Annotated in this window: 28 protein-coding genes; 10 read left to right on the top strand and 18 right to left on the bottom strand. The window is 44.5% G+C overall.

What is annotated here, in order from left to right; all coding sequences use genetic code 11:
* Nucleotides 1-105: 105 nt before the first annotated feature.
* From recJ to ffh, 10 genes are all read right to left on the bottom strand, one after another.
* Nucleotides 106-1,824: a single-stranded-DNA-specific exonuclease RecJ gene (gene recJ / locus QWZ13_RS13155; RefSeq protein ID WP_290282163.1), complete on the bottom strand. Its 1,719-nt coding sequence runs from the start codon at nucleotides 1,822-1,824 to the stop codon at nucleotides 106-108.
* Nucleotides 1,817-3,214 carry a threonine synthase gene (gene thrC / locus QWZ13_RS13160; protein WP_290282164.1) on the bottom strand — a complete coding sequence of 466 codons (1,398 nt, stop codon included), beginning with the start codon at nucleotides 3,212-3,214 and terminating at the stop codon, nucleotides 1,817-1,819. The genes recJ and thrC overlap by 8 nt, the downstream gene beginning before the upstream one ends.
* 16 nt (nucleotides 3,215-3,230) lie before the next feature.
* Nucleotides 3,231-4,529 (bottom strand): homoserine dehydrogenase, encoded by a 1,299-nt coding sequence (locus QWZ13_RS13165; protein WP_215998719.1) that lies wholly within the window; start codon nucleotides 4,527-4,529, stop codon nucleotides 3,231-3,233.
* A gap of 30 nt (nucleotides 4,530-4,559) precedes the next feature.
* Nucleotides 4,560-4,883, bottom strand: a complete 324-nt coding sequence (locus QWZ13_RS13170; RefSeq protein WP_290282165.1) for a hypothetical protein — start codon at nucleotides 4,881-4,883, stop codon at nucleotides 4,560-4,562.
* A gap of 62 nt (nucleotides 4,884-4,945) precedes the next feature.
* Nucleotides 4,946-5,320, bottom strand: a complete 375-nt coding sequence (gene rplS / locus QWZ13_RS13175; RefSeq protein ID WP_215998720.1) for a 50S ribosomal protein L19 — start codon at nucleotides 5,318-5,320, stop codon at nucleotides 4,946-4,948.
* A gap of 14 nt (nucleotides 5,321-5,334) precedes the next feature.
* Nucleotides 5,335-6,084, bottom strand: a complete 750-nt coding sequence (gene trmD / locus QWZ13_RS13180) for a tRNA (guanosine(37)-N1)-methyltransferase TrmD (RefSeq protein WP_290283369.1) — start codon at nucleotides 6,082-6,084, stop codon at nucleotides 5,335-5,337.
* Nucleotides 6,085-6,110: 26 nt separating this feature from the next.
* Complete coding sequence (gene rimM, locus QWZ13_RS13185) at nucleotides 6,111-6,644, bottom strand: ribosome maturation factor RimM (protein ID WP_290282166.1); 534 nt, start codon at nucleotides 6,642-6,644, stop codon at nucleotides 6,111-6,113.
* A 24-nt stretch (nucleotides 6,645-6,668) separates the two neighbouring features.
* Nucleotides 6,669-6,920, bottom strand: coding sequence for a 30S ribosomal protein S16 (gene rpsP, locus QWZ13_RS13190; protein WP_215998722.1), 252 nt, complete (start codon nucleotides 6,918-6,920; stop codon nucleotides 6,669-6,671).
* 315 nt (nucleotides 6,921-7,235) lie between these two features.
* A complete protein-coding gene (locus tag QWZ13_RS13195; protein ID WP_290282167.1) occupies nucleotides 7,236-8,504 on the bottom strand; it encodes an ABC transporter substrate-binding protein in 1,269 nt (422 codons plus the stop codon).
* A 149-nt stretch (nucleotides 8,505-8,653) separates the two neighbouring features.
* Nucleotides 8,654-10,072 carry a signal recognition particle protein gene (gene ffh, locus QWZ13_RS13200; RefSeq protein WP_215998723.1) on the bottom strand — a complete coding sequence of 473 codons (1,419 nt, stop codon included), beginning with the start codon at nucleotides 10,070-10,072 and terminating at the stop codon, nucleotides 8,654-8,656.
* 107 nt (nucleotides 10,073-10,179) lie between these two features.
* Here ffh and QWZ13_RS13205 point away from each other — a divergent pair, with 107 nt between their 5' ends.
* Both QWZ13_RS13205 and QWZ13_RS13210 read left to right on the top strand, forming a co-directional pair.
* The gene (locus tag QWZ13_RS13205) at nucleotides 10,180-10,965 is read left to right on the top strand and encodes a cytochrome C assembly family protein (RefSeq protein WP_290282168.1); all 786 of its coding nucleotides are present in this window, start codon (nucleotides 10,180-10,182) and stop codon (nucleotides 10,963-10,965) included.
* Between the two features lie 77 nt (nucleotides 10,966-11,042).
* The gene (locus tag QWZ13_RS13210) at nucleotides 11,043-12,314 is read left to right on the top strand and encodes an HlyC/CorC family transporter (RefSeq protein ID WP_290282169.1); all 1,272 of its coding nucleotides are present in this window, start codon (nucleotides 11,043-11,045) and stop codon (nucleotides 12,312-12,314) included.
* Here the strand turns inward: QWZ13_RS13210 and QWZ13_RS13215 are convergent.
* Nucleotides 12,239-12,400, bottom strand: a complete 162-nt coding sequence (locus tag QWZ13_RS13215) for a hypothetical protein (RefSeq protein ID WP_290282170.1) — start codon at nucleotides 12,398-12,400, stop codon at nucleotides 12,239-12,241. The genes QWZ13_RS13210 and QWZ13_RS13215 overlap by 76 nt on opposite strands.
* A gap of 53 nt (nucleotides 12,401-12,453) precedes the next feature.
* Here QWZ13_RS13215 and QWZ13_RS13220 point away from each other — a divergent pair, with 53 nt between their 5' ends.
* From QWZ13_RS13220 to QWZ13_RS13230, 3 genes are read left to right on the top strand one after another with little or no spacing between them, the layout of a single operon-like run.
* The gene (locus QWZ13_RS13220) at nucleotides 12,454-13,068 is read left to right on the top strand and encodes a Yip1 family protein (RefSeq protein ID WP_290282171.1); all 615 of its coding nucleotides are present in this window, start codon (nucleotides 12,454-12,456) and stop codon (nucleotides 13,066-13,068) included.
* Entirely contained in the window at nucleotides 13,029-13,193 is a 165-nt protein-coding gene (locus QWZ13_RS13225; protein WP_290282172.1) for a hypothetical protein, read from the top strand. The genes QWZ13_RS13220 and QWZ13_RS13225 overlap by 40 nt, the downstream gene beginning before the upstream one ends.
* Nucleotides 13,132-13,881: an RNA methyltransferase gene (locus QWZ13_RS13230; RefSeq protein ID WP_290282173.1), complete on the top strand. Its 750-nt coding sequence runs from the start codon at nucleotides 13,132-13,134 to the stop codon at nucleotides 13,879-13,881. Before QWZ13_RS13225 ends, QWZ13_RS13230 begins: the two co-directional genes overlap by 62 nt.
* On the opposite strand, the gene QWZ13_RS13235 is transcribed toward QWZ13_RS13230, so the two are convergent.
* The gene (locus QWZ13_RS13235; RefSeq protein ID WP_290282174.1) at nucleotides 13,878-14,336 is read right to left on the bottom strand and encodes an Mpo1 family 2-hydroxy fatty acid dioxygenase; all 459 of its coding nucleotides are present in this window, start codon (nucleotides 14,334-14,336) and stop codon (nucleotides 13,878-13,880) included. The genes QWZ13_RS13230 and QWZ13_RS13235 overlap by 4 nt on opposite strands.
* Nucleotides 14,337-14,371: 35 nt before the next feature.
* Here QWZ13_RS13235 and QWZ13_RS13240 point away from each other — a divergent pair, with 35 nt between their 5' ends.
* The 5 genes from QWZ13_RS13240 to rimO all read left to right on the top strand — a co-directional run bounded on the left by QWZ13_RS13240 (nucleotide 14,372) and on the right by rimO (nucleotide 19,404).
* Nucleotides 14,372-14,557 (top strand): hypothetical protein, encoded by a 186-nt coding sequence (locus QWZ13_RS13240; protein ID WP_290282175.1) that lies wholly within the window; start codon nucleotides 14,372-14,374, stop codon nucleotides 14,555-14,557.
* A 17-nt stretch (nucleotides 14,558-14,574) separates the two neighbouring features.
* On the top strand, nucleotides 14,575-16,191 hold the full coding sequence (locus QWZ13_RS13245) for a TonB family protein (protein WP_290282176.1): 1,617 nt from the start codon (nucleotides 14,575-14,577) through the stop codon (nucleotides 16,189-16,191).
* A 24-nt stretch (nucleotides 16,192-16,215) separates the two neighbouring features.
* Nucleotides 16,216-17,370, top strand: a complete 1,155-nt coding sequence (locus QWZ13_RS13250; protein ID WP_215998729.1) for a hypothetical protein — start codon at nucleotides 16,216-16,218, stop codon at nucleotides 17,368-17,370.
* Between the two features lie 12 nt (nucleotides 17,371-17,382).
* Complete coding sequence (locus tag QWZ13_RS13255) at nucleotides 17,383-17,826, top strand: hypothetical protein (RefSeq protein ID WP_290282177.1); 444 nt, start codon at nucleotides 17,383-17,385, stop codon at nucleotides 17,824-17,826.
* Between the two features lie 210 nt (nucleotides 17,827-18,036).
* Nucleotides 18,037-19,404, top strand: coding sequence for a 30S ribosomal protein S12 methylthiotransferase RimO (rimO, locus tag QWZ13_RS13260; RefSeq protein WP_290282178.1), 1,368 nt, complete (start codon nucleotides 18,037-18,039; stop codon nucleotides 19,402-19,404).
* A gap of 27 nt (nucleotides 19,405-19,431) precedes the next feature.
* Here the strand turns inward: rimO and QWZ13_RS13265 are convergent, their stop codons facing one another.
* The 6 genes from QWZ13_RS13265 to pepN all read right to left on the bottom strand — a co-directional run bounded on the left by QWZ13_RS13265 (nucleotide 19,432) and on the right by pepN (nucleotide 26,294).
* Nucleotides 19,432-19,659, bottom strand: coding sequence for a DUF2798 domain-containing protein (locus QWZ13_RS13265; RefSeq protein ID WP_290282179.1), 228 nt, complete (start codon nucleotides 19,657-19,659; stop codon nucleotides 19,432-19,434).
* A gap of 80 nt (nucleotides 19,660-19,739) precedes the next feature.
* On the bottom strand, nucleotides 19,740-20,951 hold the full coding sequence (locus QWZ13_RS13270) for an ABC transporter permease (RefSeq protein ID WP_290282180.1): 1,212 nt from the start codon (nucleotides 20,949-20,951) through the stop codon (nucleotides 19,740-19,742).
* 2 nt (nucleotides 20,952-20,953) lie between these two features.
* Entirely contained in the window at nucleotides 20,954-21,670 is a 717-nt protein-coding gene (locus QWZ13_RS13275) for an ABC transporter ATP-binding protein (protein WP_290282181.1), read from the bottom strand.
* Nucleotides 21,663-22,817 (bottom strand): efflux RND transporter periplasmic adaptor subunit, encoded by a 1,155-nt coding sequence (locus tag QWZ13_RS13280; protein WP_290282182.1) that lies wholly within the window; start codon nucleotides 22,815-22,817, stop codon nucleotides 21,663-21,665. Before QWZ13_RS13280 ends, QWZ13_RS13275 begins: the two co-directional genes overlap by 8 nt.
* 22 nt (nucleotides 22,818-22,839) lie before the next feature.
* Entirely contained in the window at nucleotides 22,840-23,514 is a 675-nt protein-coding gene (locus QWZ13_RS13285) for a YIP1 family protein (protein WP_290282183.1), read from the bottom strand.
* A gap of 158 nt (nucleotides 23,515-23,672) precedes the next feature.
* Complete coding sequence (gene pepN, locus QWZ13_RS13290; protein ID WP_290282184.1) at nucleotides 23,673-26,294, bottom strand: aminopeptidase N; 2,622 nt, start codon at nucleotides 26,292-26,294, stop codon at nucleotides 23,673-23,675.
* Nucleotides 26,295-26,329: the final 35 nt, after the last annotated feature.

A 26,329-nucleotide genomic window follows, 5' to 3' on the forward strand; every position in this document is an offset into this window, starting at 1 on the left:
ATAACTTCTACTATTTGAAAAGCAACTTAACGATTACTGCAAAGCTTAAGGTAAATATTTAATTAACTCGCAATGCCATATGTAAAATCTCTTTGAGTTAAATTTTTAGCGCGCCTCTATCTTGGAAAACATCAACTGCAATGTCTCCTGCCCACGAAAGCGGTTGCAGCTTAGTTGGTAAACGCCGATTAATTGCTTGGCGTTGGTTGGCCATTCTTCTGTGTCAATGTTAAAGGCGATGCCGTCTATTTCTTGTTGGCCGGTTTTTACGACCAGTTTTAAATGCCGCTCTCCTACGATACGTTGAGAGACTATGGTGAATTCGCCATAAAACTGTGGTTCAGGGAAGGCTTGCCCCCAGGGGCCGGCTTGCTCAAGATTTAGGGCTTGATGCAGGTTGAGATCGGTTTCTTGTAGGGGGCCGTCTGTCCATAGATGGGCTTGTAGAGCCTCTGGGTCGGCTAAGGCGTGAATTGATTGCTCGAATAGGCTGCGGAATTCTTCGAGCGATTCTTCTCGTATGGTTAAGCCAGCCGCCATGGCGTGGCCACCAAATTTAATGAGGATGTTTGCATTTTTTTTGCTGACCCAATCTAAAGCGTCGCGCAGGTGCACGCCGGGTATGGATCGGGCGGAGCCCTTTAAGGTGCCGTTATCGGCTGGTGCCATGGCAATGACTGGGCGATGTATTTTTTCTTTCACGCGTGATGCTAGTATGCCTATGACACCTTCGTGCCAATCGTTGTGGCACAGCACCAAGCCAGATGGCGGTGCGCTGATATTAATATCATCTAAGTAGCTTTGTGCATCGGCCACCATCGATTGCTCAATTTGCCGGCGCTCTACATTAAAATCTTGCAGTTGCTGGGCTATTTCTCGGGCTTCGTGATCGTTTTCGGTTAACAAGCATTGCACGCCAATGGTCATGTCGTCTAACCGGCCTGCAGCGTTTAAGCGCGGCCCAACCACAAAGCCCATGTCTAAACTTTTGGCTTGCCGCCAGTCTTTGCCGGCTACGTCGAATAAGGCGCGAATACCTGGGCGGCACTGGCCTTGCCGTATGCGTTTTATACCTTGCTGCACCAGTTTGCGGTTATTGGCATCGAGTGGTACCACATCGGCTACCGACGCCAGTGCCACTAAATCTAACCATTTACCTAAGTTCGGTAACGGTTGTACGCCTTGATCACGTAAGGTTGCTCGCAGTGCGATTAATACGTAAAACATAACCGTGCAACCACAGGCCGCCTTGCTTTCGAAATTACAATTAGGTTGGTTAGGGTTCACTATCGCGTCAGCGTTAGGCAATGTTGCAGCGGCTAGATGATGATCGGTAATTAATACTTTTACGTTTGCGGCCTTGGCTTTAGCTACGCCTTCTAAACTGGCAATGCCGTTATCGACCGTAACGATTAAATCTGGGCTTTGTTGCAACGCTAAATCTACAATTTCAGGCGATAAACCATAGCCATATTCAAATCGGTTCGGCAGTAGGTAATTTACGTTTAACCCCATCTCGGTTAAACCCAGCATGGCTAACGCGGTAGACGTTGCTCCGTCGGTATCGTAATCGCCCACTATCAGCACTTTCCAGTGCTCTGCTTTCGCTTGTTGCAGCAAGTCGGCGGCTTTGTGAATATCTTTTAGGCTTTGCCATGGCAGCAAAGTAGTTAAGGAATCTTCGAGTTGGTTGGCCGATTCTACACCACGGGCAAGGTATAAGCGGTTTAATAAGGGGTTTTGATGAACCTGATGTGATTCATCTGAAGCATGGCGGGTTCGAATCTCAAACCCGCCGATAGAAAGGTTATTTAACTTACTCACTAAAAACGTGTTTTACAACGTAGGCTTGCAACGCGTGTAGCTCGTTGGCAATGACATCGTATCGCTCTTCACGTTCGAACAAGTCGGATAAGTGGTGCGGCAATGCCGGTGTTTCTAACCCTGCTTTTTCAATGGCTTCGGTAAATTTCACCGGGTGTGCGGTACCTAAGGTAATCATGGGTACGTTTGCATCGCGACGGCATTCGCGGGCGGCTTTTACACCAATGGCCGTATGCGGGTCTAGTAGGTAACCGGTATCGTCGTATACTTCTTTTATGGTATCGCAGGTAGTGCTGTCGTTAACGGCGTGGCTATCAAAGGTTTCGCGTACGCTGGCCATTTTTTCTAAATCTAGCTCAACGGTTTCTACGTTCATTTTATCCATTAGGTTTGCTAGTGCCGAACCTTCGCGACCATACACATCAAACAACAAACGCTCAAAGTTAGATGACACCACAATATCCATTGATGGCGATAAGGTGTGCGCTAATGGCAGTTTTTCATATTTATTTTGGCTGATGGTGCGGTGCAAAATATCGTTCTGGTTGGTGGCTACAATGAGCTGCTTAACCGGTAAGCCCATCTTTTTAGCCAAGTAGCCAGCAAAAATATCGCCAAAGTTACCGGTGGGTACTGAGAACGCCATTTCGCGGTCGGGGCCACCTAAGTTTAAGCTGGCGTAAAAATAGTAAACCACCTGCGCCATAATACGCGCCCAGTTGATGGAGTTTACGGCAACTAATCGGCGCTCACCTTTTAAGAATGCTTGGTCCGCAAAACAGGCCTTAACCATGCTTTGGCAATCGTCAAAGTTACCTTCAACGGCCAAGTTAAAAACGTTATCGCCTTTAATGGTGGTCATTTGTTTGCGCTGCACTTCCGAGACACGGTTGTTCGGGTGCATGATAAAAATATCTAGGTGGTCGCTGTGTTTGCAGCCTTCAATGGCGGCTGAACCGGTATCACCCGATGTTGCGCCAATGATCACGGCTTTTTCATTACGCTTGGTCAACACATGGTCTAACAAACGGCCAAGCAACTGCAGCGCAAAGTCTTTAAACGCCAGTGTAGGGCCTTGGAATAGCTCTAACACGTATTCGTTATGATCTAATTGTGCTAACGGCGCAACGGCTTTATGACCAAAACCAGCGTAAGTTTCTGTGAGCATAGTTTGCAGCGTGGCATCGTCTATTGCGCCACCGATGAACGGCTGAATAATTTTGAAAGCCAGCTGATCGTAGGGTAAATCGCGCCAGCTTCGAATGGTCTCTAACGAATAATGCGGTAACGTTTCTGGTACATATAAACCACCATCACTGGCTAAACCAGTGAGTAACACATCTTCAAATTCTAATGCCGGTGCTTGGCCACGCGTACTGATATATTTCAAAATTTTACTCTCACTGTTATGAGTCTAAACGTTCAACACGAATACGAACAACTTTTTCAGGTACAGAAGCTAGCGCTTCGATGGCTGCTATTGCACTGTTCATTTGACGCTCTTTAACGGGTTGCGTTAATAATACCAACGGCACTAGTTCGGCGTCATCTGGGGCTTCTTTTTGGATGATCGCTTCCATATTAATGCCATGTTTGCTCAAGGTGTCGGCAATTCTTGCCATCTGCCCGACTTCGTCTTTTACAGAAATATGCAAATAATAAGACGTTGTGAAATCGTCTGGCGCTAACACTGGCAAATCTTTAGTGACGGTACTAAAACCTAAGTGCGGCACAAGCCCAGGGCTGTCGATATCACGTGCTATGTCAACGATATCGGCAATCACGGCAGAAGCCGTTGCTTCAGCACCCGCACCCGCTCCGTGATACATGGTTGGACCAACAGCATCACCGATCACGAGAACAGCATTTAAAACACCATCTACATTGGCCAGCAAACGCTTGTTTGGAATTAACGTTGGATGAACTCGCATTTCCAAGCCTTCATCGGTTCGGCGGGCAATGCCTAAATGCTTAATATTGTAGCCAAGCTCTTCGGCAAACTGCACATCTTCTCTGGTAATTTTGGTAATGCCTTCGGTATATACTTTATCGAACTGTAACGACACACCAAACGCATTGGCCGCTAAAATGGCAAGCTTATGCGCGGCATCTATGCCTTCTACGTCAAAAGTAGGGTCGGCTTCGGCATAGCCGAGCTCTTGGGCCTCTTTAAGTACATCTTCAAAGGCGCGTCCTTTTTCTGACATTTCCGATAAAATAAAGTTACCGGTACCGTTAATGATTCCCGCTAACGACTCTATTTGGTTGGCCACTAAACCTTCACGAATGGCTTTGATAATAGGAATACCGCCAGCCACGGATGCTTCATAGGCAACCACAACGCCTTTGGCTTCGGCTGCGGCAAAAATTTCATTGCCATGAACGGCGATAAGAGCTTTGTTGGCCGTAACCACGTCTTTACCGTTTTCTATAGCGGTTAACACAAGGTCTTTAGCTACGGTTGTGCCGCCAATGGTTTCAACAATAATATGCACATCAGGATCTTTGACGACATCGAAAATATCGCGAGAGACTTTTACTTGCGATGTATCGCAAGCAGGGTTATCGCGGCGTGCTCCAATGTGTGTAATCTTAACTGATCGACCGGCTCTGCGGGCAATTTCATCTAAATTGCGCTGAATGACATTAAACGTACCTGCACCAACGGTGCCTAAACCACATATACCTACATTTACCTGTTTCAAAACTCGCCTCTTTAGCGCAGATGATGACAATTATGAATGCGAACAGTACTGAAGCCCACCGCCTAGGTCAACGAGCAGCGCCGTGAAATAACGGCTTTTTTGACGTTTGTCTGGTGACGATTTCGCAACATCCCATTTCAGGGTTAATTTGCTTACTAAACGGTCTACATTGCTGTTTCTGGTTATTTTAAAAAGGTGGCAAGAATCGCCTAATCCGAGATGGTGAAAAAAGGGACGCCGTAAACCCATCCATGGGGGCTCGTCATTGGCACCCATGCCAATGAACGCCCGATTTTCACCATCTCGGATTAGGCTTAGAAAATTGGTTAATCTATATAAGCGCTTACGAAACACCCTTTTAAAAACAAAAAAGGCCGCCCGTGGGCAGCCTTTTTAGTGAAGAAATCAAACAGCGATTAAGCGTTTGCTTTCTTACCTGGGATCTTCTCTTTAATACGAGCAGAACGACCAGAACGCTCACGCAAGTAGTAAAGCTTAGCTTGACGTACAGCACCACGGCGCTTAACTTCAATGCTGTCTACTAATGCAGAGTAAGTCTGGAAAGTACGCTCAACACCTACGCCATTCGAGATTTTACGAACGGTAAATGCAGAGTTAACTCCACGGTTACGACGAGCAATTACAACACCTTCATAGGCCTGTAGACGCTCACGGTCACCTTCTTTTACTTTAACCTGTACAACCACAGTGTCACCTGGGCCAAAGGCTGGTATTTCTTTTTTAATCTGTTCAGCTTCAATTTGCTGAATAATCAAATTTTTGTTGCTCATGATTCAGCTCCTGATCAGTCGCGTGAGCGTTGTTGCTCACTTTCAAATTCATCTAAAAGAGTCAGCTGTTCTTTCGAAAGCTGGCGACCTTCCAGTAAGTCGGGTCGTCTTTGCCTTGTCCGGCCTAGCGCTTGTTTTGCTCGCCATCTACGAATATTTTCGTGATGTCCGCTTAACAGTACTTCCGGCACACCTTTATCATCGAGTACTTCTGGTCGAGTATAGTGGGGACAATCCAATAAGCCATCAAAAAAAGAATCTTCAACCGATGATAAGTCATGCCCTAGTACACCAGGAACCATGCGACTGATAGCATCCATAAAGGTTAGCGCTGCCAGTTCACCGCCACTGAGAACAAAATCCCCAAGTGACCACTCTTCATCAATATCTGTTTCAATCAACCGTTCATCTATTCCCTCGTAACGACCACAGACAAATATCAAATGTTCGTTTTGAGACAACTCCATAACGCCTTGTTGATCGAGTTTTCGCCCTTGAGGTGACATATAAATCACCTTTGCTTTACCTTTGCTGCTGGCTTTCGCCGCAGAGATGGCATCGCGCAATGGCTGAACCTTCATCAACATACCGGGACCACCGCCAAAAGGCCGATCGTCTACGGTACGGTGCTTGTCGTGGGTAAAATCGCGAGGATTCCAACAATTTGCTGAAATGAGCCCTTGCTTTACCGCTCGACCCGTAACGCCATACTCTGTAAATGATTCAAACATTTCAGGGAACAACGTAACTAAACCAAACGTCAGTGCAGGTTGATCTACACCTTCTTCTTTCAAAACTCTGGATCCCAATCTACTGTCATTTCACCTTTTCCAAGGTCAATCTCTAGCAAAAATTGGTCAACATACGGTATTAAGCGTTCCCGCTTATCAATGCTATTTGCATTGCCTTTCACAACGATAACGTCGTTCCCAGGACCGGCTGCCATTAAATGATCCACTTCACCGAGCACAACACCTTCGGTATTGATTACGGTTAGGCCTTCCAGTTCGTACCAGTAGTACTCCCCTTCGTCCAACTCAGGTAAACGGTCTTTCGGGACACAGATTTCTGCGCCTGAATACTTTTTCGCAACTTCGCGGTCATCGACCCCTTTAAGATGCGCAACCATCCCCTTGCCATGACTACGTCCTTTGTCTACTTCAACACCGATCAGTTTTTGACCTTGTCTAAGTGTCCAATCACCATATTCTAAGATTCGATCCATAGGTTCAGTGTAAGAAAACACCTTAACCCAACCTTTAACGCCGTAAACCGACGAGATCTTACCTAAAACAATGAAATCTTCAGAACTTTGTGTACTCATGACGACCTATAGCCTCATCTTCAATTAGGCTTCGGCTTTCTTAAACTCTTTAAGCAATTGAGCGACGCGATCAGAAGTCTGTGCTCCCTTGCTTGCCCAATATTCAACGCGATCCAGGTCGACGCGTAAGCGCTCTTCCTGACCACGGGCAATTGGGTTAAAGAAACCAACACGCTCAATGAAACGACCGTCGCGGGCATTTCGGCTGTCAGCCACTGTAAGATGATAAAACGGGCGCTTCTTCGAACCACCACGTGCGAGTCTAATGACTACCATCGCGTTCTCCTGTTTGTGGGCAAGCTTTGAAATCACCTGCCATTGTGGAAAGCTATCGGGGGTTACCCGTAGACTAAAATCCAACGTTTAAATAACCTGGGCGAACCCAGAAATTACGGCCGCGCAATTATACGTATTTTGCTTAGTTAAGCAAGGTAACATCCCGCGCACCGCTGTGATTCAAACAATAAAGGCTATTTTCTATGCTTTTTGTCGAATAGTCGGACCAAAAAGAATGCTTTAAGCCCTATGACTACCACTACCCCAGCTGTTATAAGCACTACTTGCAACCCTAGCGACATTTATTCACCTTTTTCACATATCATCGAATGGTGGATAACCATTATTTTTTTCAATATCCAAATCTATCACATCGGCCGCACTTGAAAGTGCCACATTAAAATCTGTACCCGTTAGAATATCATCCATAGCATCGGCGAGTGCGGCGCGAATTACCGGGTATGCAGGGTGCAACGGCTTGGGTCGAGCGCTGGCGGCGAGCTGACTTGCCGGAATACTTAAAGGACCACGCTCACCAAAGATGGGAGATTTTGACAATGCACTTAAGGTAGCAGGCACACTGTAATTTCCATTTGAGCTCATTAGCACCTCTTCATCGGACATAATAAACTTCATAAATTCTGCCGCCTGCTGTGGGTTTTTAGTCTGGCTGGTTATACCGTAACTCCAATTATCATTACTCGTTACATGATATGGCCCTAAAACTGGAAATGGAATTGCAACAACATCATCACCTAGTGCGCTTTTAAAGCTTGGCCATTGCGATGTCGTTGCGAGCGACAACGATGCCCGCCGTTTTTCAAAACGGCGAGTCGACTTATGGCTAGGCACAATCCAGTTGTTTTGAACCAACGGACTTAACACCTTTTTAAAGTCATCCATAAATAAAGACTCTAGCGCAATATGAGCATCCCACTTTGTATTTGAGATGATCTCACCTCCTGTAGATTGGATAAAAGGCGAAAAGGCTGTAACGTACCAATCATCGTCGGCATAGTAGAGCTGCATGTCTAAAGGCCACTTGCCATGCTTTTTGGCCAACAAATCTAAAGCATTATGAAACTCATCTAAGCTCCACGCCTCTTCAATACTTCGAGGCACCGTAACACCGGCATCCGCCAATAACTGACGATTGGCAAACAAGGTTAACGCATCACTAGTGGGGCTTAACGCGTATTCTCTACCATCTATAGGGTATGTTCCTTGCTGGCGAATCGTTTGGGTAACGTTATTTAGGAATTCCTCACTTAAAAGCTGATTGATCGGCATCAGTAAATCGGACCAAACATAGCGAGATAAACTTCCCGATTGAAAATAGAGTAGGTCTGGCAGCCGACCTTGCTTGGCCTCCTTCACGACAAAATCTGAAAAGGCAGATTGAGGTAGAACCAATGTATTTAGATTGATGTTCTGATGTTGACTATTAAACCGACGAACCTGATCCTCGAAAAGCGCCTGCTCACTTTTGGACCCGACGTTATACCAAATTGTTAAGTCAACCCTATCGCTGGCGAAGCTGACCACAGAAATACAGAAGAAAATCAAAAGCCATAGATTTTTCATTGTTGTTATTCACCTATTATCTGAAAACGTTTTCAAAACAGCGTTTTAATATACAGAATTGAATAACTAATGTCCAAACTCGAAAAACAAAAAGCTTAAAACAAAAAAAGCACCTCTAAAGGTGCTTTCTTAAAATTTGAACATTGCTTTTAGAAGGGAAGCTTACCGCCACCCAAGCCAGGTGGTAAACCACCGCCAGGAGGCATACCGCCTTGGCCGCCGCCCATCATGCCGCCCATGCCACGCATCATTTTTTGCATGCCGCCTTTCTTGCCGACTTTCTTCATCATCTTCGCCATTTGCTTGTGCTGCTTTAATAGACGATTGATGTCTTGAATTTGCGTACCCGAACCTTTGGCAATACGCTTTTTACGCGAGCCGTTGATTTTATCGGGCATTCTGCGCTCGTAGGGCGTCATGGAATCGATAATGGCGCCCATTTGGCCAAATTGTTTTTCGGCTCCTTGAATTTGAGTTGCGGCTTGTGCCATTTGACCCATGCCTGGCATTTTATCCATCATGCCCATTAAGCCGCCCATGTTGTCCATTTGTTTGATCTGATCGCGAAAATCTTCTAAATCGAAAGACTTTCCTTTTTTGATCTTAGTCGCGAGTTTTTCAGCTTTTTGCTTGTCGACCTTGCGCTCTACTTCTTCGATGAGCGATAACACATCGCCCATATCAAGAATTCGAGAGGCAATTCGATCTGGATGGAACGGCTCAAGAGCATCGGTTTTTTCACCCATACCCAAAAATTTAATGGGCTTGCCTGTGATATGGCGTACAGACAATGCCGCGCCGCCTCGCGCATCACCATCGGCTTTCGTTAACACGACACCGGTTAGTGGTAATGCTTCATTAAAGGCTTTTGCCGTATTCGCCGCATCTTGACCTGTCATGGCATCTACCACAAATAAGGTCTCAATTGGGTTTACGGCTTTGTGCAGCATTGTAATTTCAGCCATCATGGCTTCATCTACTGCCAAACGACCCGCGGTATCGACCAACAGCACATCAACAGCTTGTTTCTTAGCGGCTACAACAGCATCTTTAACAATGGCTTCGGGTTTTTGGCTGATATCACTCGGGAAAAACAGCGCCCCTACTTCATTCGCCAGCGTTTCTAACTGTTTAATAGCCGCTGGACGATAAACATCGGCAGAAACGACCATCACCTTTTTCTTTTCGCGCTCTTGCAAAAACTTAGCAAGCTTCGCCGAGGTGGTTGTTTTACCGGCCCCTTGCAAACCCGCCATTAAAACGATAGCTGGCGGCTGAGTTTTTAAATCTAGGGCTTCGTTAACATCGCCCATGACATGCTCAAGCTCACTTTGCACAATCTTTAAAAATTGCTGGCCTGGGTTTAATGCTTGAGAAACTTCTTGGCCAACGGCCCGCTCTTTAACGGCATCAACAAAGGCTTTAACGACTGGCAGCGCGACATCGGCTTCGAGTAGCGCCATGCGTACTTCACGCAATGACGACTTAATATTCTCTTCTGTCAGCTTTGCCTGACCGGTAATTTGCTTAAATGTTTGGCTTAAACGCTCTGAAAGGCTATTAAACATGGTCACTTCACAGTTACAATCAAAGGCTAGAGTATACCAGCCTTACTATTAATTTGGCTAACGACTCTCTTTACTCAAGTTAATTTTTACAAAAAAGGTTTTTGAACATGCTGTTGTGGATGGCCATCCTAACTTATTTAATCAGCGGTGCTGTGGCTACTTATGCGCTCTATAAAGGTAAAAAAGTAAATAATTGGGCGCTCTATACGTTTGCCATTGTCGGCCTTCTCTCCCATTCAGCCGCGTTACTGTCTGAAATATATACCGCTGGAATGCTGAGCTTTAGCCTTTTAAACGCATTGTCTATTTGTGTGTGGATGGTAGTTGCGGTTGTTTTAGTTTCTAGCAGCTCAAAACCTTTGCAAAACTTGTTTCCTTTTGTCATGCCTTTTGGCGCAGGTCTGTTGTTTTTAGGGATGTTAACGCCACAACCAGAAGCCTTCAAAATTTATAACTCTGGCATGGTGGCGCATATTTTTTTAGCGCTGTTAGCCTACAGTGTCATGGCCGTTGCTACCGTTCAGGCATTACTCGTGAGCTATCAAAACCGCTGCTTACACAACCATCAAATTCGTAATCGTATTTCAGAAATACTGCCGCCATTGCAAACTATGGAGCGTTTAATGTTTGAATGGGTCTTAGTTGGCTTCTTACTGCTCACGCTTGCTGTTGCAACAGGGGCTATATATATAGAGAACTTCTTTGCTCAGCACCTAATCCACAAAACGGTTCTTACGATTATTGCTTGGTGCTTCTTTTTTTATGTACTAATTGCTCATTACTTCTTAGGTGTACGTGGGTTAATCGCCAGTCGGCTGATTTATATCGGCTTTAGTTTCTTAATTATCGGCTTTGTTGGGTCTAAATTCGTTTTAGAGTACCTTTTACAGTGAGATTTCTCCAAAATACTTGACTCAACTGCCACTAAACGATGAAAATCCCCTTTTAATTGTGACAAGGGTCACCACTTTTGAACGAATTACCTTTAGGCTGGCTGTTTACACTGCTTGGCCTACTTATATTATTCTCAGCTTTTTTCTCTAGTTCCGAAACCGGGATGCTGTCGTTAAATCGATTTCGCTTAAAGCATTTAGCTAATGAAGGCCATCGAGGCGCAAAATTAGCTCAACGTTTACTAAAAAAACCAGAAACACTGATCAGTGTCATCTTGATTGGCAACAATCTGGTCAATATTGCAGCCGCATCGTTAGCAACGGTTATCGCGATCAGACTCATGCCTGGCAACCAAGACCTAGCTCTTGCCGCTTCAACTGTTGTACTGACCTTTGTCGTGCTCATATTTGCTGAAGTTACCCCCAAAACATTGGCACAGCGCCATCCAGAACGTATTTCTTTCATCGCCGCTTACCCATTGCGAGTATTTGCGACCCTATTAGCGCCAGCAGTTTGGCTGGTTAACCACATCGTTAAAGCAATTTTCTGGCTAATGCGAGTCGGTCATCGTAAAGCTTCATCAGAATCCATCTCTCCTGAAGAATTAAAAACAATCGTTTATGAGTCGAGCGCGACCCTACCCCAAGATAAACAATCAATGCTGCTAGGCATTCTTGAGCTGGAAAACGTAACCGTAGACGACATTATGGTACCCAGAAACGAAGTTGCCGGTATCGATATGGAAGGCACCGTAGAAGAAATAGCTGACAGCATTCGTCAAACCGAATACACACGATTCCCTTTGTATAAAGGCGATGTCGATAAAGTTATTGGTATTTTACATATTCGCGATGCGGCTGAGTTTTTATACGCAGACAGCCCCTCTAAAGTAATGCTTACAAAGGCTGCAAAAGACCCGTATTTTGTTCCTGAGGGCACACGCCTGCACACTCAGTTGATGAACTTTCAGTCTCAGCAACTGAGAATGGCCTTAGTTGTAGATGAATACGGTGATATTCAAGGGTTAGTCACATTAGAAGATTTACTTGAAGAAATTGTTGGCGAATTTACAACTGATCAAGCCAACAGCAACAAAGAAGTACACCCTCAGCGTGACGGCAGCTACGTGATCGACGGTACCGCTTCTATTCGTGACATCAACAAACTGCTGAATTGGGATTTACCAACCGATGGCCCTAAAACGCTCAATGGATTAATCCTTGAACAAGTTGAAGCCATTCCGGATGCCAATTTGAGTTTGAAAATAGGTAACTATTTAATCGAAATTTTACAAATTAACGATAACGCCGTTATTGCCGCGCGCTTAACTTCTCTCGAACTGGAATAACCACCCCACTGGTACCGCTTTAAATTTGAGCAAATGTGAACTGGCGTCGTTGTCATTTGCTCAAAAACCTGCCTATACTGACTCAAAGACAAAAAGCCTTTTGTACTTATATAACAATAAAAATCAGTAAGGGGATATTATGTTTATGAATCATATCGTGGGGATATTCAGCAACCCCGACAACGAATGGGCTCGTATTCGAGACGAAAAAGTCACCATCAGCCAACACTGCATGACTCACACCTTAGTGCTTGCACTTATTCCTGCCATTTGCGGCTTTATTGGTACAACTCAGGTCGGGTGGACCGTCGGTTCGTCAGATACGGTGTACACACTCACCACCCAAAGTGCGATGGTTTTGTGCATACTCTTTTATGGCGCAATGGTTACTGGCGTAGTGGTTTTAGGTAAATTCATCGACTTTTTATCGGTAACTTATCAAGACAAAACTGAAAACACGCCGCTGCGAGGCATATCACTGGCTACTTACACCAGTACGCCTTTATTTATTTGCGGCTTCGCCGCGCTCTACCCAGTTTTATGGTTAGACTTAATTTTAGCACTCGCTGCAATAGCTTACGCTGTGTACCTTTTATATGAAGGTGTGCCTATTTTAATGAACATTCCTAAAGAGCGCGGCTTTGTTTTTGCGAGCGCTATTATTACCGTTGCGATGGTCATGTTCGTAAGTTTAATGGCACTCACTGTTATAGTATGGGCGTTGGGCGTTGGGCCGGTTTATATAACCCACTAAATTACCTAAAAAGTTACCAAGGCGAGTATTTTGCTGCTCGCCAAGGCCGTTTAACTTGTTACAATGCAGCCAATTCTCATTATTGGCTTTTTTATGTCGTTAAATATCAAAATTGTCCTCATTAAAACATGGCACCCGGGTAACATTGGTGCCGTTGCTCGTGCTATGAAAAACATGGGCTTACACAACCTCACCTTGGTAGACCCGGTTGATTTTCCGAGCGAAGAAGCCACAAGTCGCGCCGGCCAAGCCACCGATATTTTAGAACAAGCCACTGTGGTATCAACACTTAAAGAAGCCATAGATGACTGCACCATGGTAATTGGCACCAGTGCACGCGATAGAACCATAAAGCTACCGTCTTTAAGCGCAGAAAGCTGTGGCCAGCAAGTGGTTGCAGAACAAGTCAAAGGCAATGTAGCCATTGTGTTTGGTCGCGAACGCATGGGATTGCATAATGATGAAATTCAACAATGTCATTTTCAACTGAACATTGACGCAAACCCTGACTATCCAGTTCTCAATTTAAGCCAGGCAGTGCAATTAGTTTGTTATGAAGTATTTAAAGCAGCAAACACAGCTCAAAACGAAGCGCCACAAGAAAGTGAATACCCGCTACATAAAGAGCTAGCTTTGTTTCATGAACATTTAGAGCAGACCATGCACGACATCGGCTTTACCAATGAAAAACACCCAGGGTTGGCGTTTGATCACTTGAAAGCGCTGTATCGAAGGGCTCGCCCCACGCGAAAAGAGCTCAGTATTTTGCGCGGTTTTTTAAATGCCGCACAAAACAGCAAACCCAAAAATTAAAGGGCAATGCCTAACTTTTTATAAATAAAGCCCAGAAGCCATGCCGGTCCAATGAGTAAAAACTGGATATCTTCAAAAAAACTGGGCTTTTTGCCTTCAATTTTATGCCCAATAAATTGACCAATCCAGGCAACCACAAACACAGACAGCGCTACTTTCCACAATGCTAGTGAGAAACTGGCCTCATACCACACGATTAAACCAATACACAGCAGCGTAAATACCACCATTCCTAATGCAATAGAGATAGAAATGCGGCTATAAAATGCCAGCGCGCCTAAACTGAATACAACGGCCAAATTTGCCCATTCCGAAAACGGTAAGTGAACCGACCAAAACAGAGCCAACACAGTCCATGTTATCGCGGGCACACAAAGCCAATGGATGAGTTTATTGCGTTTATTTTGGTGCGATTCACCGTAAGCTTCTAGCCATTGTTCGATTGTGCGGCTCATTTTGACTCCTACTTTAGTCGTAATTTTTTATTATTTTGACGCTCCAGATTAGGGTTTTAGGCCTATATGTCAATAAATGCTTCCATTACTTAATAAAAACACCCCTAATAGGCTTTTTTTTCCTAATTGATAACTTAAGGTCATTAATTAGGCGTTCCTCATTCTTTCCATTTCTCTTAACTTGCCATATTCTTTACACTAAGACATTGATGTCGCTGTAAATAACCTTTGGGTGTATATGTATAAAATAATAATTTTAATCTTCAGCATTTGTTTTTTAAATGTGTCTCACGCTCAGAATTACCTAAACGGTGTTTCCGCCTATGAGCAATTAAATAAAGAATATTATCTAGGTGCTCTGTATACAGCCACCCCTATTCAAGATGCTGAAACACTGCTTGCTGATAGCCGTCCGCAAAAAATGGTGATTCGCGTCACCGCAAAGCGCTGGTCGCCTCATAAGTTCAACCAACTCTGGCGCCAAGATTTAGCTTTAAACAATTCATTCGCAGAGAATTTATCGCTCACCGAAGCCGCCATCGCATTTACTACCTTCCCGCAAGAGAACCTTACCATTGGCGATGAAATTGAAGTGAACTTCACGAGCAAAGCCGGCACAGTTGTGACCCTTAACGGAAGGCAGGTACTGACTTACCCTAATAAAGCCTTGTTCAATGCTATTTTAAATACTTGGATTGGCGAAGTACCTCCGAGCCGATTATTCCGATCAGATATTTTGGGTACCGAAGCCATCATCACCTCTAAAAAAGATGTGCTTATTGAGCGTTTCGATACCATCAGCATTAACCCACAACGCTTAGATTTAGTCGGTAATTGGAAGCGCGCGCAACAAGATGCCGCCCGTGCATTAGCCAAAGCTGAAGAGGAACTTCGTCTACAGCAACAAGCCGCTGAAGACGCTAAACGTAAAGCCGCCGCAGAGAAAAAACGCTTAGAAGAAGAGCGTAAAGCAGCTATTGCGCTTGCCGCTAAACGCAAAAAAGAAGCCGAAGAAGCTAAGAAGAAGCAGCAAGAGCAGTTGAACAACGCTTCTACAGATGAAGAAAAAGCGAAGCTGGCAGCAGAGCAAGCCAAACTAGCCGCAGCCATTGCCGCACAAGAAGCCGCTGAAGCACGTGCCGCGGAACTGGCCAAGCAACAAGAAGGTCAAACACAACAGCAATTGGCTCAAGATTATGCTGAGCGCCTGTATAAGTGGGAAGTTCAACGTGATATTTACAAGCGCGTCTCCTACCCAGAATGGGCTCGACAGTTTAATCAAGAAGGTGTCATTCGAATTGAGTTTATCGTCAATTCTTCTGGACAGATGGTGGGGATTACCTCGCTGACCCCAACAGACAGTGGTCTTTTAGGGCAAGAGTTGAAAGACGCTGTGTCTCGCGCTGCGCCGTTTAAACCATTCCCGGCCGATTTAGAAGCCAACCAAATAAAAATGGCGATCAATTATGAGTTCACGCTAGAAGAACGTGTTGCCGAAGTACCCCCTATGCCAGAACCACCGGCCGCGCTCAAAACGAATCAAGAGCTAACGCCCGAACAACAAGCAAAAACATGGCAAAACTATAAACAACAGATCAAAGCGGACATATCTGCAACTATTGAGTACCCGTTCTGGGCGCAAGATTTAAAACAGCAGGGCTTGGTTACTATGGAAGTCACTGTGAATAAAGAAGGCGTTGTAACGAATGCCAAGCTAAAGAAAAAGACACGTCACGCTATTTTGAACCAAGAAATGCTTGATGCTGCCGATCGCGTGGGTGGGTTCTCCCCTTTCCCACAGTGGATAAACGAAAATTCAGTTACTGTGACCATAGAACATGAATTTAAATTATAAAAACGATAAAACTTGGAGTGGCCTATGAAATTATCGCATTGGGCATTAGCTAGCTTAGCCGCTGTCCCCTTTACTGCCAACGCCTTCGAGACACGCTTAAATGGATTTATATCTGTCGGCGCGGGCATGACCTTACAAAAAGACCAGGAGCTGATTACAGACCCGGTCAACTACGGCACTTATGACAATGAATTGAGTATTAAACCAGACACCATGGTGGCTATTCAAACCTTATCAAAAGTGAACGATCGCTTATCTGCCACAGCCCAGTTAACAGGCTTTGCAGGTAACGACTTTGATGTAAACTTTGAGTGGGCTTATATCAATTATGAGCTGACGAACGATATCGACGTTAAAGCTGGCCGTATTCGTATGCCAGTATTCAGCTATTCTAGCTCGCTAGACCTTGGCTATTCATACGTTTGGATTCGCCCACCTGCTGAAGTATACAACGTATTCTTAACCAACCTAGAAGGTGTGAGCGCCGACTACAACCTGTTATTAGGTGATTGGTATACAACAGCGTCTGTCTATTTTGGTGAAACCAGCGGAACTGACCCAGAAACACAATCGTTTGTTGAGTTCGAGAGTATCTTAGGTGGTAGCCTTACGCTGAACAACGGTAACTTAAGTTTGCGCGGCTCTTACAGTGTTGATGAAAACGTAACGGCAAATCGTCCGGTTTATAGTAGCGCTCTTGAAACTGCTGCGCCTTATACTGGCGGATACATGGTGATGGAAGTTGATTTACCGGTCTCATTTACCTCGGCCTCTGCCATTTATGATAATGGTACTTTCCTTTTGAATTCTGAATACACCTATACAAAATTCATTAACGATGCGAACAATAACGAAACGGCTTGGTTCGCTACTACAGGACTCCGAGTAGGAGACTTTACTCCTCACGTTACTTATTCTTCATTTAAGCAAAGCGACAATTCTACGACAACGCTTCCTGAACTAGATGGTTACCCATACCCTATCGCCGTAAAAGACTACGCACATGATATTTCGGCCATAACAGCTGGCGTGCGTTGGGACTTCGATATTGCGGCTTCAGCAAAAATTGAGTACACCACTAGAACAGACAGTACCAAAGAGCCAACAGGGCTTGATGGAAAATGGTCTCCTTATGGCGATGCACAAGCCATTTCAGTCGCTGTCGATGTTGTATTTTAAAGGGTGATTAATATGAAATTAAAAATGAAATTATTGAAAGTACTGTCAATGATCACCCTAACGCTTGGTATAACCGCTGGCGCAATGGCTGATTTACTGGTGATTGTTCACCCAGAGAACAACAGCAAAATTGATGCTAAATGGGTTAAGAACCTATATTTAGGTAAAACATCCGAGTTTAAAGACGGCACAGATGCCGTGCCTTTGCTTTTAGCTGAAGACGATGATTTAACTTTGGTGTTTCTAAAGGAAATCGTAAAGCAAAAGCCGGTGCAATTTAAGCGTTTGTGGTCTAAATCATTGTTTACGGGCAAAGGTTCTCCGCCACAAGCGGTAGCCAACGAAGCTGAAATGATGTCTTTGGTGATGAATAACCCTTCGATGGTTGGCTTTATTCACCAAGATAACTACACCAACGATGTTCGTGCTGTTATCCGAGTAAAAATGGCTAAGTAAATAGCTAAAGCTTATTGAGTCAACCAAGAGAGTAGCCACACGGCTACTCTCTTTATATTAGGTTTATAACTTCTAAAATTTAGCTCCGCTCTTTCATCGCTAATCTTTACACTTCAAACTCTCGACTATTCACTCCCTTCCAGCGTTCTTTGCTTGAGCTATACTTAACAACCATTACAATACGCCCCTTTCTTTTACTCTGAGGTTTGCATGAGCCAAGACAATATCATTAACACATTCAATGTTTCCGAAGGCCATACCTTAGATGCGCCTGGAAATGTCGGTTTTATCAGTCTTGGTTGCCCCAAAAACACGGTAGACTCAGAGCGTATCATCACGCAATTGCGCAGCGAAGGTTACAATATCATCCCCAGCTACGATAACGCCGATGTGGTTATCGTAAACACCTGTGGATTTATCGATTCGGCGGTCAAAGAATCCCTCGATACTATCGGTGAAGCACTAAACAAAAACGGCAAAGTATTAGTAACGGGTTGTTTAGGCGCTAAAGAAGATGATATACGCGAAATACACCCCAGTGTATTATCGGTAACTGGCCCTCACGCCTATGAAGCAGTAGTCAAGCAAGTTCACGAAGTTGTGCCGCCTAGACACGACCCTTATACATCACTGGTTCCCGATACAGGCATAAAGTTAACGCCTAAGCACTATGCCTATTTGAAAATTTCGGAAGGCTGCAACCACCGTTGTAGCTTCTGCATTATTCCGTCATTTCGCGGCGATTTAGTCAGCCGCCCAATTTCAGATGTATTAACGGAAGCCGAAAGCTTAGTCAAAGGTGGCACTAAAGAATTACTGGTCATCTCTCAAGATACCAGCGCGTATGGTGTCGACACTAAATATCGCGAAGCCATGTGGAAAGGCAAATCTATACAGACACGGATGAAAGCATTGTGTGAAGAGTTAGGACAACTCGATGCCTGGGTGCGAATGCATTACGTGTACCCATACCCACATGTCGATGACATTATCCCTATGATGGCCGAAAATAAAATTTTGCCTTACTTGGATATTCCGTTTCAGCATGCCAGCCCTTCAATATTAAAAGCCATGAAGCGCCCTGCCCATGCTGAAAAGGTTCTACACCGAATTAAAAAGTGGCGAGAAATCTGCCCCGACATTACGTTGCGCTCCACCTTTATTGTGGGTTTCCCAGGTGAAACTGAATCCGATTTCCAAATGTTGCTCGACTTCTTAGAAGAAGCGCAATTAGACCGAGTGGGAGCGTTCCAATATTCTAATGTCGATGGTGCTACCGCGGCAGCATTACCTAACCATGTAGATGAAGCCGTTAAACAAGAACGCTACGATCGATTCATGGCAGTACAGCAGCGCATCAGCGCCGCGCGATTGCAAGCCAAGGTAGGCACCGAGATTGATGTCATCGTTGATGAAGTGGTTGAAGAAGGCGCTGTAGCGCGTTCAAAAGCAGACGCTCCCGACATTGACGGACAGGTGTTTTTAGACAACCAAACGCACTTAAAGCCAGGCGATATTTTAAGAGTAAAAGTTGAAGAAGCCGACGAGTACGATATGTGGGCGCACCCAATCGTTTAATGGGTGTCCGTTCTAAAGCCTAATTTATTAGGCTTTAGAACACAGCTTTACCGCCAATTTTTGTACCGTTGGCCCAAAAAGATATATCACTGAAAAGGCAATTGGCCAAGCCACGACCCAAGCACCCAACCAGCGCCAGAGAAAGCCTGAGTCTACACCTGTATTTACCCAAGTAATTATTGCCGTCATGATCGTGACCATCATAGTTGTCATCAATAATGACTGGACTAATCTCAAGTGCTTCACCGCAAACATAAGAACTACCTAATATTAATTAAGCGCCTGATTATACGGGTAAGACAGCGGCTGTAAACAACCGCCTTTCATTGTGGTCTTTATTCATAACGAAGTGCGTCAATAGGGTCTAGCCGTGCGGCTTTTGCGGCCGGTAAAATACCAAAAATCACACCAACACCTGTTGAAAAACCTAATGCCAACGCAATGGCCCAGGCAGGCACATCAGATGGCGGGAAGTTTGGAATAATACTGGCGATAGCTGTGCCTAAACCGAACCCGATTGCCAAGCCAACTAAGCCACCAATTAAACTGATGATGACGGCTTCTAATAAAAATTGCAGCAAAATATCAGCGCGCGTTGCACCTAACGCTTTGCAAATGCCGACCTCGCGAGTACGTTCCGTAACCGACACCAGCATGATGTTCATGATGCCAATGCCGCCGACTAAAAGACTGATGCCGACAATTCCGCCAAACACTAATGTGATGACTTGCGTGACTTGCCCAATAGAGCTTAATACTTGATCGGAGCTTTGAATGGTAAAGTCGGATTCTTCATCACCGTTAATGCCGTGTTGCCGACGCAAGGTTTGTTTCACTCGCTCGGTAATGGCCGCCATACGATCTACATCGGATACTCGCGCCACAAAAATAACAAAGGGTTGTTTTTGAAACCCCATAATTGAAATGGCTGTAGGGTAAGGAATGTAGACATAGTTATCTAAATCTTGCCCTAACATTTGGCCTTTACTTTCTAATACACCGATGACTTTTAACCAATGGGGTCCGTATTGAATAAACTCACCAATGGGGTTTTCAGGTAAGCCAAGTTCCTCTTGTACCTTAACCCCTATAACAGCCACTTTTTTCCTTCCGTTAGCATCGGCCGTGGTAATGAACCGGCCAATTTCTGGATAAGAACTGTCCATCTCAGCATAGTCTGGCATAACACCTACAACATCGGCGCTGTGGTCTTTGCCTTGGTATTGCACACCATTGTATTCAAAGACAAATGTCTGAGGCGAGATCACTTCTATGCCGTCAATTCCTCTCAGCTTAATGAGGTCATCGTCCGTCAGGTTACCCTGTAAACGTCCGTAATTGTCTCGTTTTTGTTGAATAAAAAGTGAGTTAGAACCATAGCCTTCGAACTGGTCTGTAATAGACGTTTCTAACCCTTTTACTAACGAAACCACGGCAATAATACTGGCCACACCAATAATAATACCCAATGAGGTTAAGAAGCTGCGCATTTTACTGGCTAAGATGGCACGAATAGCGGAACGAAACGCTTCAAATAGAATCAGCATAATTACAATGCTCCTTCTAATTGAACAGAATTGCGGATATCGGAAACAACTTTGCCATCGGTTAATTTAATTTGTCGCTGGCATCGTTCGGCTATATCGGGCTCGTGCGTGACCATGATGATGGTTTGACCTTCACGTTGCAGTTCGTCAAATAAATCTAATATATCGTGACTGGTCGCACTGTCTAAGTTTCCGGTGGGCTCATCGGCGAGCAATATAGAAGGTTGAGTCACTAATGCCCGCGCAATGGCGACTCGTTGGCGCTGCCCACCCGACAATTCGTTCGGTTGATGCCCCATGCGTTTAGATAACCCTACTCGCTCTAGCATAGCTTGGGCTCTTTGCTTTCGTTTTTTATAACCTACACGCTGATAAACCAACGGTTGCATGACATTATGCAATGCATCTACGCGCGGTAGCAGGTTAAAACTTTGAAAAATAAAGCCAATTTTACGATTGCGAACTTGGGCCAACTCACTGCCAGTCATGTCACCTACCGATTCGCCATCTAAATAATATTGGCCTTCTGAAGGAGAATCTAAACAGCCCAGTAAATTCATCAAAGTAGACTTACCTGAACCACTTGAGCCAATAATGGCCACGTAGTCGTTGGTGGATATATCAATATCAATACCGTCCAACGCGTGCAAGGTTTCACCGCCCATTTGATAGGTACGGCGAATTTTGTTCAGTGATATAAGTGCTTGCGAATCAGTCATCGTTCTTTACCGTTATGGCTTGACCATCTTTTAACGTACGAAGAACACGGTAAGGACCAATGACCACTTCATCTGAAGCCGACAAACCAGACTTAATAGCCTGATATCGATCGTCTTGGGTACCTAGCTCAACATTTTTAGACGTGACTTTACCGTCTTTTGCAATAAACACTTTAAAAGAAACTTCACCGCCTTCCGTTTGCTCTTGTATGGCTTCGATTGGCACCAAAGGCCAGCTTCGCTCAGAACGATTCACTATTTCGGCCCGAGTGCTCATTCCTGGGCGTAAGGTTACGTTCTCGTTACCTTGAACTTTCACCTCGACGGGGAACACTAAAGAATTTTTACCCGGTACATTGCGGGCACTGGTGGCAATTTTAGTCACTTCGCCGGTTAACTCTTCATCGAGAAAGGCTACCGCAAATACTCGCACAGGCAACCCTAGTGACACGTGACCAATATCGGCTTCGTCTACGTCAATTTCAGTAAAAATAACACTCGGGTCTACCAAGGTCATCAACGAAATATCGGCCCCGCCTGACACGGCCAATTCACCTTTTTTAATATCCAGGGCACTCACTAACCCGCTAACAGGGGCTCTAATGATGGTTTTCTCTAGACGTTTCTTTGCCTGATCGAGCGCTTCCTGAGCTTGCGATTGCAATAACGATTGCATTTTTAAATCGACCTTTGCCTGCGCAATTTGATTCTCCATGTCTTCAATCGTTGTGGCTTGAGCCGCCCCTTGCGAGGCCAGCTTCAATTGCCTATTTAATTGAATCTGCAAGCTCTCGATACGCAGTTGTGCTCTCTCCTTATCGATAGCCCGCAAAGCAACATTGGTCTGCTGATTGTCAACTTCAGTTTCAAAGCTCTCCTGATCTAATCGAATCAACACTTGACCTTTTTTAACTAAATCACCTTCTTCTACAGTAATTTCTTCTACACGCGCATTCACTTCAGATCGAATTTGAAACTCATCACCATAAGTCAAACGGCCACTGGCCAATACAGTCGATTCAATGGGTTGCTCAATGACCGAAAAGGTTTGAACCGTATCGGGTTCGTCGGTTTTTTTATTGTTACCAAGATAAGATAAACCAACAACCGCCAGCACGATAATGACAACAAGTAAGAGCTTTTTCATATGGAATTTCCTTCAAAAATTCTTACAACGACATTAAGCCAAATTGAATCAACGCAGGTACCACACCAACAACCACCGCCGTAATTGGTTTACAGCGAGTCAGTACTTTAAAACCCAAACCATAAAGCACATAGGCCCACACAGTTCCTAATGTTAGCGTAGAAAGTACATTAAAGTTGGCATCATCGAAACTAAGCCCCATAATTGAAGCCACCGATGTTTTATCAAGCGCTTGAAACAATTCAAACCCAGGCGTAACCATCGCGTAAGATACCGCAATACTGATCAACGATATTAAGCTCGGCAAGCTACCCCATGCGACTACGGCCATCCATCGCCCAAAGCCAATTTTGTCTTCTGCGACCAACATCGACATTAAAAAGAAATAAAGCGCAATGATTAGATACACAACTAAGGTGGCGACGGCGCCTATACTGGCAGAGGACCACCGAATAATCGCTTCAGCTTGCAGTATTTGACTCAATTCTTCTGGATTAACTTCCTGTCCAGACATGATCATGCTGGCTTCCATAAACTGATATAAATCAATGCTAAGGAAGTACCAAAAAGACACTCCGGCGGTTGCGGCTACTAAGATCAGCAGTGGTATCCAAGCCGACAATGTGTTTTCTTTTATGCGGTTAAAAACCACGACTGGGCTGGCAAAAGTATCGACCAGACTGTTTAAATTACTCATTTATTTCTCCCTTTTCTGAGTTTTCTTTTAGTCTCACCTTATATTTTGTTAGCTAATAGTGCAGATGGTCATTTTTTAGGGCAAAAAAAAGGCTAAGTCGCAATTAATGCCCTTAGCCCTTTGAACGCAAGCTTTTTGCTGCGTATATTTTCTTCAGGTTACTTTAATGCGTTCATGGCCAGTTCGCTCACATCTGGTGACAAACCATCTGTAGAAACGATCATTTCTAAGGCTTGTTTCATGGGCACTCCGCGATCTTCAGTAAAGACGCGCCAGCTCTCCAACACCTTGGTGAAGCGTGCTGCAACTTGTGGGTTAACCTGATCAAGTTTCACAATTTGCTCCGCTATAAACTGATAATTACCAACCTCTCCAGCGTGAAACGCTTCAAAATTTGAGGCAAATGCCCCCAACACTGAACGTACTTTATTTGGATTGGTTAAATCAAACGCTTCATGCGCCATCAGCGCATTTGCTTGCGCAACATCAAAGCTTTTTTGCCCAGCGTTAAGTGCTAACCAAGTTTCAACCATTTGGGTATCGTCTTTCCACTGTCGGTAATAGTGTGTCAGAAGCTTCTCTGAGCGCTCTTGATCATCTGAAGACAGCACCGCTTGCAAGCCGTTGAGCCGATCCGATTGGTTTTCGGCTGCGCGGTACAATGCTTCCGCGAAGTTAATGGCCTCAACTTGACCTGAGCTCACCCAATAGGAAATAGCCGTGCCATGAAGCGCTCTTCGGCCCGCTTCTGCAGCGTTAAATTCATAAGGTTGAGCGCTGGCTAAACTATTCGCTAATTGCTGCCATTGCTCTGCAAAAGTAACTGCTATGTGGCGCTTCAACTTTTCTCTTGCAAAAGCCAGTGCTTGAGCATTTATCGGCGAGAACATTGTTCGCAATACCGCAAAACTTGGCAAAGTGATCATTTGCGCTTTAACAGCATCAACTAATGAACCATCGCCTAACGTCGCTTTTATCAATTCATCAACTGATTCTGGAATGGCACTATCAATATCAGCATTAAGCTTGCGGATAACCTCCACAAAAACAGATTGCAATGCATTGGTACGATTAAATGCATTGCTGTCTTTAGTAGCGAGCGTCATTTGATCTTGATCCGATAAAGCCATGTCTACAGTGACAGGCGCAGAAAAATCTCGGAAAAGGCTGGCAACCGGCTTAGCGTTTAAGCCACTAAACGTCACCACTGTTGTTGCTTCTTTTAGCAATAACACTGAGGTGTCAGAATTAAAGTCTCCGTCGCATGAGATCGGAAGCTCTTTTCCTTGTTCACTTAATAACGCCATTTTTACAGGAATAACAAACGGACGTTTTTCTGGCTGGTTTGGCGTTGGCCGACAACTTTGAGTAAACGTCAACTTGTATTGACCAGCGTTGGCATCAAAGCTTTCTTCAACCGCAACATTAGGTGTACCGGCTTGAACATACCAGCGCTTAAATTGAGTAAAATCATGCCCACTGACTTTTTCCATACAGCCTATGAAGTCATCTGTAGTAGCCGCTTGACCATCAAAAGTTTCAAAGTAGAGGTCTGTGCCTTGACGAAACAATGCCTCACCTAAGATGGTATGGATCATGCCAATTACTTCTGCGCCCTTCTCATAAACAGTGGCGGTGTAAAAGTTATTAATTTCTACGTATTCTTGAGGTTGAATCGGGTGCGCATTTGGACCGGCATCTTCTGAAAACTGGGCCGCTTTTAGCATGTCAACATCGCTGATGCGTTTCACGGTTGCGTTATGAGTATCAGCGGTAAATTGTGAATCGCGATAAACCGTTAAACCTTCTTTTAAGGTTAATTGAAACCAATCTCGACAGGTAACTCGGTTACCGCTCCAGTTATGAAAATACTCATGCGCAACAATCGCTTCAATTCGATCAAAACGATCATCGCTTGAAGTTTCAGGAGACGCTAACACAGCAGCGGAATTAAAAATATTAAGACCTTTATTTTCCATTGCTCCCATGTTGAAAAAGTCACTGGCTACAATCATAAAAATATCAAGATCGTATTCACGACCGTAGCGTTTTTCATCCCAAGCCATAGATCGCTTTAAGGAGTCGAGCGCGAAATCAGTTTTATGTGCATTGTGCGCTTCGGCAAATATACGTAACGATACTTCTCGCCCTGATTGAGTTACAAACACATCATCATGACGAACCAAGTCGCCTGCTACCGCGGCGAATAAATAAGAAGGCTTTGGAAACGGATCGTGCCACGTTGCAAAGTGACGTCCGCCCGCTAGCTCACCTTGCTCTACGGGGTTTCCGTTAGACAGCAATATTGGATATTGCTTTGCATCCGCTTCGATTCGTGTCGTAAATACAGACATTACATCTGGGCGATCTAAATAGAAGGTGATTTTTCGAAACCCTTCGGCTTCACATTGAGAACAAATCATGGTGCCCGACTGGTACAGACCTTCTAAAGATGTATTTTCATTAGGCTTAATGTGAGTAATGCTTTTAAATACAAACTCATCTTTGCCTGGCTGAACCGTAAGCAGCTCATCTTCGTATTGATAATCGGATTCGGTTAATACCAGTTCATCTAATTGTATTTGCTGTATTTGTTGATCTATGCCATTTAATTGTAAAACAGGGAAGCCCACTACTTCGGGATTTTTATGCATATGCAACGTTGATTCAACTTGCGTGTAGTTTTCAAAAATTTGAATCGTTAAATCTGTTTTTTTAATGGTGTAATCTGGCTTTTTATAATCTTTTAATCGAATAGTACGTGCAGTATCAGTTCTCATGAGGCCTACTTTTTATAGTTATAACGCTTATTAGT

Source organism: Reinekea marina, from assembly GCF_030409715.1.
GTDB lineage: Bacteria > Pseudomonadota > Gammaproteobacteria > Pseudomonadales > Natronospirillaceae > Reinekea > Reinekea marina.